Origin of the sequence: Pseudomonas sp. RIT-PI-S (genome assembly GCF_025642975.1) — a bacterium.
Classification (GTDB): Bacteria; Pseudomonadota; Gammaproteobacteria; order Pseudomonadales; family Pseudomonadaceae; genus Aquipseudomonas.
Genome location: NZ_JANZKJ010000002.1, coordinates 434,593 through 446,126, shown reverse-complemented (window position 1 = coordinate 446,126; position 11,534 = coordinate 434,593). Strand labels below are relative to the sequence as shown.

The following is an 11,534-nucleotide window of genomic DNA, read 5'->3' as shown; positions in this document are numbered from 1 at the left end:
TTGGTGGCCACCGACGGCACCACGCCGGTTCCAGGCAGCGCCACGCCGACCGTGACCTTGGTGAACGACGCGCCAGAAGTGACTCTGGCCGGCAATAACTACACCGAAAACGGCAACCCGGTTCCCATGGTGACCGGCCTTGCCATCGCCGACGAAGACAACAGCACGCTGCAAAGCGCCAAGCTGACCTTGTCGAACCTGCAAGCCGGTGACCAGTTCACTTCGACCTTGGTCAGCGGTGCATTGGCCACCAGCGGCACGGTCAATGGCATCCACTACACTACCAGCTTCGCCAACGGCACCGTGACCGTGAACCTGGACGGCGTCGCCGACCGCAGCACTTATGAGGCAGTGATCAATTCGATTCGCTTCCAGGCCCAAGGCGATAACCCGAGCACCACGCCGCGCAGCTTCACCCTTGAAGTGACCGACACCGGCATCGGCGGCGTAGCGGGCAGTGCCAAGACTTCGGTCGTGGCCAGCGGGCAGATCACCGTCACCGCGGTTGACGACCCGAGCGTACTCGGCGCCGATACCGCCACTGTCAAGGAAGACGGCGTTGCTACCGGTAACCTGCTGAGCAACGACATCGACGTAGACAATGCTTTGAGCGTCAGCTCCATCAGTGTTGGTGGCAAGGCCTACGCCACTGGCACGGACGTGGACCTGGGCATTGGCAAACTGAATGTGGGCGCCGATGGCAGCTACACCTTCACCCCGAAAGCCGATTGGGCAGGCCAGGTGCCGGAGGTGACGTACACCACCAACACCGGCTCCACCAGCACCCTAAACATCACCGTCACCCCGGTCGTGGATATTCCGGTGGTAACAGTGGGTTCGTCGGCGATCACCTCAACCGGGCTGAACAAGGACACCTGGACCACGCTGTCCAAGGATGCGCTTGGGACCAACGGCAACGGCGCTGCTACCTCCGCGCTGATCAGCACGGTCGGCCAGGCAGCCGTAGTCAACCCAACGGTTCATGGCGTGACCTCCATGAGCAGCAACGGCGATGTTGCCGCAGGTACCGCCACCAAGCTCAGCGGGCTGATTTACCTGGAAGCCGGCAAAACCTACAGCTTCAGCGGCAGCGGCGACGACAGCCTGGCGATTACCCTCGGTGGCACCACCGTCGCGACCGCCAGCTATGGCACCAAGAGCGGCGCGGTAAGCAGTACCAGCTTCACGCCGACCGATACCGGCTACTACACCATCGACCTGTACCACTACAACCAGAGCGGCCCGGGTAACTACAACGTGGCCCTGCTGGTGAATGGCGTAAGCACCTCGCTGGGTAGCCTGGTGACCTTCGGCAGCGTGCAGGACATGACCAATGCCGGCCTGAACGTTTCCGCCCTGCACGGCAGCAACGGCGAGGGTTACTACACTGCCAGCAGCCTGAATCATGGGCTGGAAGACACCGCTATCAAGCTGGCGCCGATCAGCGTGACCTACGGTGACACCACTGACGGCTCGGAGACCCACGTCACCACCCTCAGTGGCGCGCCAGCCGGTACCACGCTGACCGACGGCATCAAGACCATCGTCTTCGGCAGCAGCGGCTCGGTAGTGATCGACGGCCTGGACCTGTCCAAGCTGAGCATCAATACCCCAGCCAACTACAACGGCAGCTTCACCCTTACCGTGACTGCGACAGCCACCGAACAGGGCGTGGCCAAGGCTGAAGTAGTCACCGGCAACCTCACCGTAACGGTAGATGCGGTCAATGACGCACCGGTGGTGAACCTCACCCCGGCCCCGGGCAACACCGCAGACCTGACCTACACCGAGAACGACCCTGCCACTGCGCTGGTCAAGCAACTGAGCATCACCGATGCGGACAACACCACGCTCAAGAGCGCGACCGTCACCTTGAGCAACGCTCAAGCCGCAGACGTGCTCAAGGCCGGGACCTTGCCAAGCGGCATCACCGCCACCGTGGACACCAGCGTCAGCGGCAAGATCACCGTGACCCTGAGCGGCACTTCGTCGCTGGCCAACTATGTGGCCGCGATCAAGTCGATCACCTTCGCTAATACCAGCGAAGACCCAAGCCCGGCGGACCGTACATACACCGTGGTGGTCAACGATGGCGGCACCAACTCCGTCGCTGTCAGTGGCGTGGTCCATGTGATGCCAGTCAACGATGCGCCAGTGGTTGCCAACAGCACCGCCAGCGGCGACGAAGACACGACTATCCGCGTGGCGTTGAGCGGCACGGACGTGGACGGCAGCGTTCACCACTTCACCGTTACGTCGCTGCCGACCAACGGCGTACTGCTGCTTAACGCCAACGACCCCACCAGCATTGTGCATGTCGGCGACACCATTACCGCCAGCGGTAACGGCGCCAGCCTGTACTTCGTGCCAAACGCGAACTGGAACGGCAGCACCAGCGTTGGCTACACCGCCACCGACAACCAAGGCGCCACCAGCAGCACCTCAGCGACCGCCACCATCAACGTGGCCTCGGTCAACGATGCGCCGACCGTAGTCAACAGCGTTGCCGTCGGCAACGAAGACACGACTATCCGCGTAGCGCTGAGCGGCACGGACGTGGACGGCAGCGTTCACCACTTCACCGTTACGTCGCTGCCGGCCAACGGCGTACTGCTGCTTAACGCCAACGACCCCACCAGCGTTGTGCATGTCGGCGACACCATTACCGCCAGCGGTAACGGCGCCAGCCTGTACTTCGTGCCAAACGCGAACTGGAACGGCAGCACCAGCGTTAGCTACACCGCCACCGACAACCAGGGCGCCACCAGCAGCACCACGGCGAACGCGACCATCAACGTTGCGGCGGTGAACGACGCACCTGTGGCTGGCGTAGGTACTGCCACTACCGCCGAAGACACCGGCGTTGTGCTCAAGTGGGCCAACTTCAACGTGTCGGACGTAGACAGCCCTGCCAGCAGCATGACCGTGCAGATCACCGCACCTGCGGCCAACCAGGGCAGCCTGCAATACCTCAACGGCACCACATGGGTGACGCTGACCGCAAACGCCACGCTGGTGATCGCACAGTCGGTTATCGAAGCCGGCAAGCTCAAGTACGTCCCGTACCAGGACGCTTCCGGCGTAGTCAGCCTGACCTACAAGGTTTCCGACGGCAGCGCCTACAGCAACAGCTCCAGCGTGGATATCACGGTCACGCCGGTGGCCGACACGCCGACCCTGACCGTCAGCGGCAGCACCACCGCGGCCGAGAATGGTTCGACCACCTTCAAGCTGGTCGCCGCAGCCACCGACACCGATGGTTCGGAAACCGCCACGGTCACCAAGATCAGCAGCATCCCGGTGGGCGCGACCCTGTCCGACGGCAACGGCCACAGCTTCACCGCTACTGCCAGCGTGACCGAAGTGGATGTGAGCCAGTGGACCGTCAGCAACCTGACCTACACCCCGGCGGCCTACCACAACGGTACCGACACGCTGACCGTGACCACGGTGTCCAAAGAGGCGAACTCCACCTCCACAGCGACCCTCACCAGCAGCTTACCGATCACCGTCACCCCGGGTGTTTACGCGCACCAGGATGGCAAGGCCGGCACCGACACCGTAACCGGCACCACCGGCCACGACATCATCGTCGGCGACGTATCGGGCACCCAACTGGTCAAGGGCCAGAACTACAACATCGCGTTCATCGTCGACAGCTCGGACAGCATGGGCAGCGACGGTGTGTCCAAGGCCGTAGACTCGCTGACTTCGGCATTCAAGTCTCTGCAGGCCAGCGCGGTCAGCAGTGGCGCGGGTACCGTGAATGTGTTCTTGGTGGACTTCGATACCAACGTGCAGAAGTCCGTGTCGGTCAACCTCGCCGATAGCGACGCGCTGTCCAAGTTGACCGCGGTTCTGAACTCCATGACCTCCGGTGGCACCACCAACTACGAGGACGCGTTCAAAACCACCGCCAACTGGTTCGAAAGCTCCACGGCGACCAGCAACACCAACGCCACCAACCTGACGTACTTCATTACCGACGGCGAGCCGAACACTTACCAGAAGAGCGAAAGCACAGACCCGACGCTCTACACCACTGGAGGCAAAACCTACTCGCTGGACGATGTGGTGAACGTCAACACCTACACCATCAATTCCGGCAAGGCAGTGACCGCCGTGATCGATGGCACCACCCGCACGCTGATCGACACCTCCGGCAAGGTGTACAGCTGGACGTACAGCCTCTGGACGGGCTGGACCTCCAAGGTCCTTGGCACCATTCACGCCCAAGGCGATGGCACCTATGAGGTGTCCACCACCGACAGCAGCGCTGCCAGCGGTGGCTCTACCTCGACGGCCACCACCAACGGCACTGATGCATTCAAACTGCTCAGCAGCCTGAGCACCGTGGATGCGATCGGCGTGAAGTCCTCGATCACCGCCGCCAAGCTGGTGCCTTACGACACCGACGGGAAAGTCCAGGCCAACGTCGATCCAGCGGACCTGGCCAAGGCAATCCTGGGCCATAACGTGGCTATCGCGGCCGGTGATGACACCATCTCCGGCGGCACCGGCAACGACATCCTGTTCGGCGATGCGATCAGCCTCACCGGTAACAGCAACGAAGGCGTGGAAGCACTGCGCGCCTACGTGGCAACCACCACCAAGGTCACCAGCGTGACCGACTCGGCGCTGCACCAGTACATCACCGAGCACGTGGCAGATATCGCCAAGCTGACCGGCACGGGTTCGGGCGGCAACGACAGCCTGCTGGGCGGTGATGGCAACGACATCCTCTTCGGCCAGGGTGGTAACGACACCCTCAACGGCGGGGCGGGCAACGACATCCTGGTGGGCGGTACCGGCAACGACACCCTCACCGGTGGCGCGGGCGCTGATACCTTCATGTGGGTCAAGGGCGACACCGGCACAGACACCATCACCGACTTCAACACCAAAGAGGGCGACGTGATCGACCTCAGCGACCTGTTGTCGGGCCATGGCAGTGACCTCACCCAGTACCTGCAGGTCGGCACCGCCAGCGATGGCTCTGCGACCCTGATGGTCAGCAGTGCCGGCAAGCTCAGCTCCACGGCGTCGGCTGCTACCAACGCCGCGGCGGCAGACACCACCATCAAGGTCACGGGCATTGGCTACGATGCGCTCAAGAGCCTGGTGGCTGGCGCCGACGCCCATATCAAGGTGGATCACGCCTGATCAGGCGCTGCCCAGTGAGTTCACGCTCGCTGGGCAGCGGTAGCTGGGTAGCAGGGCGATGGCCTATGCTAGCGGCCACGCCCAAGGCCACGCTGAATACGAGGATGCACAGATGTTTTATGTCGAGCGCAATGCCGAAGGCCGCCTGATGCGCGTGCAGCCGACGGAGTTTGCCGGTTACACCGAGACCCTGGCCGCCGACCACCTGGACATCCAGGCTTGGTTCAGCAGCGAGGCCGTAGAGGTCAGCCTCAAGCAGTTGCAACAAAGCGACCTGGACATGGTTCGGGTACTCGACGACCTGATTCAGCTGCTCACCAGCAAAGGGGTGATCCGCATCACCGACCTGCCACCGGCCGCCCAGGCCAAGCTGATAGACCGCACCCAGGCACGTGAAGCCTTGGGCGGCCTTAGCCGGCTGATCAACGACGAAGAAACCGGGCTCATCTGAGCCCTTTTTTTTATCCTCCGCGCAACGTGTCGGAGATTCCAGGGCTGCCCGCAAGCGCCAACCCGTAGCAGCCTGCCGGCGACAGGCGCTAAACGGAGCTGCGTCTGGTCGCGGGCAAAGCCCGGCTGTTACGGCTTTGGCGCGTAGGAGCTGGCGCCAGCCTGCGAACCCTGCGCCACTGGTCGCCAACCCCTAGCAACGCAGCCTGCCAGCGACAGGCGCTACACGGAGCTGCGTCCAATCGCGGGCAAGCCCGGCTGCTACGGCTTTGGCGCGTAGGAGCTGGCGCCAGCCTGCGAACCCTGCGCCACTGGTCGCTAACCCGTAACAACGCAGCCTGCCAGCGACAGGCGCTAAACGGAGCTGCGTCTGATCGCGGGCAACCCGGCTGTTACGGCTTTGGCATGTAGGAGCTGGCGCCAGCCTGCGAACCCCCGCGCCACTGGTTCGCTAACCCGTAACAACGCAGCTTGCCAGCGACAGGCGCTACACGGAGCTGCGTCTGGTCGCGGGCAAAGCCCAACGGCTACAGCTTTGGCATGTAGGAGCTGGCGCCAGCCTGCGAACCCTGCGCCGCTGGTTCGCCAACCCGTAGGTTCCAGGGTTGCGGGCACGCCCTTCCCCGCCACCATCGATCACTCCACCCATTTGTAACTATTGACTACAAAGCCGCCTTGATCGAATATTGATAGTTAGCAACCTATCAAATAGACGGCGCCTGTGAACAACCTCGACAAGCTCCAGCTCAATATCAGCAGCGGCATGGTCGCCGCCGCCCGGCATTGGCGGCGTATCTGCCAGACCACTTTGGCCAACTACGGTATCTCCGAAGCCTGCGCGGTGCCGTTGCTGGTGATCGTGCGCTTGGGTGACGGTGTGCGCCAGGTCACTGTGGCCCACGCTGCAGGTTTAGAGAGCCCGTCGCTGGTGCGGCTGCTCGACCAGCTGTGCGCGCAGGGCTATGTGCAACGTACCGAGGACGCCACCGACCGCCGAGCCAAAGCATTGAGCCTTACCGCCAAGGGCCGCGAGCTGGCCGAAGCGATCGAAGGCGAGCTGGTGCGGTTGCGCCGCGACGTGCTGAAGAACGTTGACGCGGCCGACCTGGAAGCGGCGCTGCGGGTGGTACGGGCGTTCGAAGACGCGGGGCAGGGGTCGGCCGTATGGGCTTCCTGAAAGGCTTTTTCAGCGACCTCCCGCCTGCCCAGGATTGGTGGTACGGCGTACGTACCTTTACCGCCTCCATGCTGGCGCTGTACGTCGCCTTGAAGCTGGAAATGCCCAGGCCGTACTGGGCGATGGCGACGGTATATATCGTCTCCAGCCCCTACGTTGGCCCCACCAGCTCCAAGGCCGTGTACCGCTTCCTCGGCACCCTGCTGGGGGCCAGTGCCGCCGTGCTGTTGGTGCCGTTGTTCGTGCAGGCGCCGGTGCTGCTGGCCATCGTGGTCGCGCTCTGGACCGGCACGCTGTTATTCCTCTCTCTGCACCTGCGCACCGCTAACTTTTATGCGCTGATGCTGGCGGGCTACACCATGCCGATGATTGCCTTGCCCGTGGTGGACAACCCTACCGCAGTCTTCGATGTGGCCTCGGCGCGGACCCAAGAGATCTTTATCGGCATCGTGTGCGCGGCGATCGTGGGCGCCATCTTCTGGCCGCGCCGCCTCGCCCCGGTAGTGGCTGGCGCGCTGGATAAATGGTTTGCCGAGGCCGACGACTACAGCCTGCGCTATCTTTCGCGCGCCGTCAGTGCCGAGGAAGTCGGCCCGCTGCGAGCCTCCATGGTGGTGACTTTCAATTCCCTGGAGCAGATGATCGGCCAGCTGCCCCATGAAGGCGCCACCCCACAGAGCGTGCGCAACCGCAAAGAGCTACGTGGGCGGATGATTCACCTGTTGCCGACCATCGATGCGCTGGACGACGCCCTGGTCGCGCTGGAACGCCGCACGCCGGAGCTGTCAGCACGCCTGGCTCCGGTGCTGGAGCACGCTCGCCGGTGGCTGCAAAACAGTGCTAAGGCGCCGAGCGAAGCAGCCTGGCAGGCCCTGCATCACCATATCGACCAGCTGCGCCCTTCCACCGAGGCCATGGGCGAGCGGCACCCCTTGCTGCTGGCCAATGCCTTGTACCGGCTGGAGGAGTGGGTCGACCTCTGGCAGGACTGCCGCACGCTGCATGTGGCCATCCGAGACGAGCAACGCGAGCCTTGGAAGGCTGTATATCGGCACTGGCGGCTGGGCCGGCTAACGCCTTTCTTCGACCGCGGGCTGATGCTGTATTCGGCCATGTCTTCAGTGACCGCGATCATGGCCGCCTCGGCGATCTGGATACTGACCGGCTGGGCCGACGGTGCCAGCGCGGTCATCCTGGCGGCGGTGTCTTGCAGCTTCTTCGCCGCCATGGACGATCCTGCCCCGCAGATCTATCGGTTCTTCTTCTGGACATCCGTGTCAGTGGTGTTGTCTGGGCTGTACCTGTTTCTGGTGCTGCCCAACCTGCATGACTTCGCCATGCTGGTGCTGGCGTTTGCCGTGCCGTTCATCTGGATCGGCGCACTCACGGTACAGCCGAAGTTCTACCTGGGGACCTTGCTGACCATCGTCAACAGCTCCACGTTTATCAGCATCCAGAGCCAGTACGACGCGGACTTCATGACGTTCATCAACGGCAACCTGGCAGGCCCCGCCGGGCTGCTGTTCGCGTTCTGTTGGACCCTCGTGGTGCGGCCCTTCGGCACCGAGGCGGCGGCACGGCGGCTCACCCGCTTCGGCTGGCAAGACATCACTCGCCTGGGCGAGCCCGGCACCCTCCAAGAGCATCGGCAAATGGCAGTGCACCTGCTGGACCGGCTGATGCAGCTGCTGCCGCGCCTGGGCCAGGCAGGGCAAGATACCGGCGGCGCCCTGCGCGATGTGCGCGTGGCGCTGAACCTGCTGGACCTCCTGGCCTATGCCCGCCGCGTGGATGCCAACGCGCAAACGCTGCTGCGCCAGGTGGTCGAAGAGGTGGCCGCGTACTTTGCTGCCTGCCTCAAAGCCGGCGAACGGTTGCCCCCGCCCATGAACGCCCTCAAAAGCATGGACCGCGCACGCCGTGCCTTGAACACCTGCCTGAACGCTGAAGCTTGCCCCCACTTGCTGCTGGCCCTGAGTGGCCTGCGCCTAGCGTTGTTGCCCGGGACCCAGGTCGTGATCGAAGGGGAAATCGTCGAGGAGCTGCCGCCTTATGGGATCGATGGAGCACCGCTGTGATCGGTGAACTGGATATCGGCGGGATTTTCCTGCCTACGCTGCTCGGGATCATGGCAATCGCCTATGTCCTGTTTCTTGCCGTGCATGCCGTGCTCAACCGGCTGCACTTCTACCGCCTGGTGTGGCACCGGGCACTGTTCAACATCGCCCTTTACACCGTGCTGCTCAGCGCGGTGGACGTAATCTGCCGAAGCCTGATGACATGAAAAAACCTTTGCTGACCTTTGGCCGCCTGCTGTTGACCCTGATCGTGGTGGCGCTTGCCGTGGTGCTCGTGTGGCGCATGGTGATGTATTACATGTTCGCCCCCTGGACCCGCGACGGGCACATCCGCGCCGATATCGTGCAGATCGCTCCGGATGTATCGGGCTTGATCGAGCAAGTGCCGGTGCATGACAACCAGTGGGTAAAGCGTGGCGACGTGCTCTTCACCATTGACCAGGATCGCTTCCGCCTGGCCCTGCGCCAGGCGCAGGCGGGCCTCGCGGACCGCAAGGAAACCCTGGCCCAGGCACAACGCGAAAGCAAACGTAACCGCGGCTTGGGGAACCTGGTGGCCAAGGAGCAACTGGAGGAAAGCCAGTCTCGCGAAACCCGTGCCCAGGCTGCCGTGCTGGAGGCTCAGGTTGCGGTGGATGCCGCCCAGCTCAACCTGGACCGCTCGGTAATCCGCAGCCCGGTGAATGGCTATGTGAACGACCGCGCCCCGCGCGAGCATGAATTCGTCAGCGCCGGCCACCCGGTGCTGTCGGTGGTCGATGGCGATTCGTACCATATCGACGGCTATTTCGAAGAGACCAAGCTGTCGCACATCCGCATCGGCCAGGCCGTGGACATTCGCGTGATGGGCGACCCCCTGCACCTGAGCGGGCGCGTGCAGAGCATTTCTGCCGGCATCGAAGACCGCGACCGCAGCAGCGGTAGCAACCTGCTGCCTAACGTAAACCCTGCGTTCAGCTGGGTGCGCCTGGCGCAGCGAATTCCCGTGCGGATCGCCTTCGATCAAGTGCCGGCGGACTTTCGCATGATCGCCGGGCGTACCGCCACGGTGTCGTTGCTCGACGACGCACCGGTGGCCGGCCAGCAAGGGGCGGCGCAATGAGCATGGCTTTGCGTACGCTGGCGCTGGCCGCATTGGCCAGCCTCGCGGCCTGCCAGGCCGTCGGGCCGGATTACCACGTGCCCGGGGCCGCCGCGCTGAAGCGGCCAGACCTGCAAGGCACGCTCGCCAGCGACAACCCTAACGTGGTGTCGGCGCCGGTGCCGGGCAACTGGTGGCAGCTGTACCACGACCCCCGCCTGGACCAACTGGTACGTGAAGCACTGGCCTCCAACACAGACCTGCGCGTGGCCGCCGCCAACATTGCTCGGGCCCGCTACCAGACCGAACAGGCCGAAGCCGAGGGCGGCTTTAGCGCCAGCGCCAGTGCCGAAGCGCAGCGCTTGCAGGAGTCGGGTCAGGCTTTCTTGCTGACGGAGAAGGTGCCGGTGGCGAACGTAGGCGGGGCGCAGATCAAAACCTCTTACCAGTTCGACCTGTGGGGCACGCTCAAGCGCGGGGTGGAAGCGGCCAACGCCAACACCGATGCCGCCCAGGCCGCGGCCGACACCGCCCGCATCACCGTGGTCGCTGATGTGGTGAGGGCCTACACCCAAGTGTGCGCCGCCAACGAAGAGCGCGACATCGCCCTGCACTCGCTGGACCTGCAACAGCAGGGTGTGAACCTCGCACAGCGCTTGCGTGACGCCGGCCGTGGCGACGAGACCCAGGTGACCCGCACCCAGACGCAATTCAAGTCGTTGCGGGCTGAGCTGCCACGCTACCAGGCGGCGCGAGCCGCAGGGCTCTATCGGCTGTCGATGCTGCTGGCGCGGCCGCTTGACCAACTGCCGGCGGGGGTAGGGGACTGCGCCGAGCTGCCGCACATTGCCCAGTTGTTGCCGGTAGGCGATGGCGCCAGCCTGCTCAAGCGCCGCCCAGACATCCGCCGCGCTGAACGTCAATTGGCCGCGGCCACCGCGCGCATCGGCGTCGCCACCGGCCAGCTTTATCCGGATATTCGTATTGGCGCGACGGTAGGCACCGTTGGCCTGCTGGAAGACCTGGGCGACCCCTCCACCAACCGTTGGGGCTTCGGCCCCATGATCAGCTGGACGCTGCCTACCAATGGCGCCCGCGCGCGCATTCGTGAGGCAGAAGCTGCTACCCAGGGCGCGCTGGCGGGGTTCGATGGCACGGTTCTCAATGCGGTGCGCGAAGCACAAACCAGCCTGGCGAGCTACTCCGCCGCGCTGGCCCGCCGCGACGCCCTTGCCGAGGCCGAACGCTCCGCCCATGAAGCGGCCGACCAGTCCCACCAGTTCTACCTTGCCGGGCGCCAGTCGTTCCTCGAAGACCTGCAAGCCACCCGCACCTACACCAGCGCCCGCGCCCAGCTGGCCGAGGCCAACACTCAGGTAGCCATGCAGCAGATCGACCTGTTCCTGGCGCTGGGCGGGGGGTGGGAGGCCCAAGGGGAACAGTAATAGGTTGTCTCGCGTGCCTTCCGTAGCACACAGCTGCTGGCGACCGGCCGTGACACGATGCCGGCGGCCGTCCCGGGCAAGCCTAGCTGCTATGGGATCTCCAGGTATGTAGGCGACGCCGCGAAGCGTCTGTCTCACGT

The 11,534-nt window shown here is 64.1% G+C and carries 7 protein-coding genes; all 7 read left to right on the top strand.

The genetic code is table 11. From position 1 onward, the window contains the following. The coding region (locus tag OGL93_RS06045; RefSeq protein WP_276583423.1) for a tandem-95 repeat protein at positions 1-5,163 on the top strand (5,163 nt) is incomplete at its 5' end. Positions 5,164-5,275: 112 nt separating this feature from the next. Further along, positions 5,276-5,614: a tryptophan synthase subunit beta gene (locus OGL93_RS06030; RefSeq protein WP_263261515.1), complete on the top strand. Its 339-nt coding sequence runs from the start codon at positions 5,276-5,278 to the stop codon at positions 5,612-5,614. 762 nt (positions 5,615-6,376) lie between these two features. Continuing rightward, positions 6,377-6,790 (top strand): MarR family transcriptional regulator, encoded by a 414-nt coding sequence (locus tag OGL93_RS06025; protein WP_263261514.1) that lies wholly within the window; start codon positions 6,377-6,379, stop codon positions 6,788-6,790. Next, positions 6,787-8,868, top strand: a complete 2,082-nt coding sequence (locus OGL93_RS06020; protein WP_263261513.1) for an FUSC family protein — start codon at positions 6,787-6,789, stop codon at positions 8,866-8,868. Before OGL93_RS06025 ends, OGL93_RS06020 begins: the two co-directional genes overlap by 4 nt. Then, on the top strand, positions 8,865-9,074 hold the full coding sequence (locus tag OGL93_RS06015) for a DUF1656 domain-containing protein (RefSeq protein WP_263261486.1): 210 nt from the start codon (positions 8,865-8,867) through the stop codon (positions 9,072-9,074). Before OGL93_RS06020 ends, OGL93_RS06015 begins: the two co-directional genes overlap by 4 nt. Then, the gene (locus tag OGL93_RS06010; protein ID WP_263261485.1) at positions 9,071-9,970 is read left to right on the top strand and encodes an HlyD family secretion protein; all 900 of its coding nucleotides are present in this window, start codon (positions 9,071-9,073) and stop codon (positions 9,968-9,970) included. Before OGL93_RS06015 ends, OGL93_RS06010 begins: the two co-directional genes overlap by 4 nt. Next, the gene (locus OGL93_RS06005; RefSeq protein ID WP_263261484.1) at positions 9,967-11,394 is read left to right on the top strand and encodes an efflux transporter outer membrane subunit; all 1,428 of its coding nucleotides are present in this window, start codon (positions 9,967-9,969) and stop codon (positions 11,392-11,394) included. The genes OGL93_RS06010 and OGL93_RS06005 overlap by 4 nt, the downstream gene beginning before the upstream one ends. Positions 11,395-11,534 lie beyond the last annotated feature (140 nt).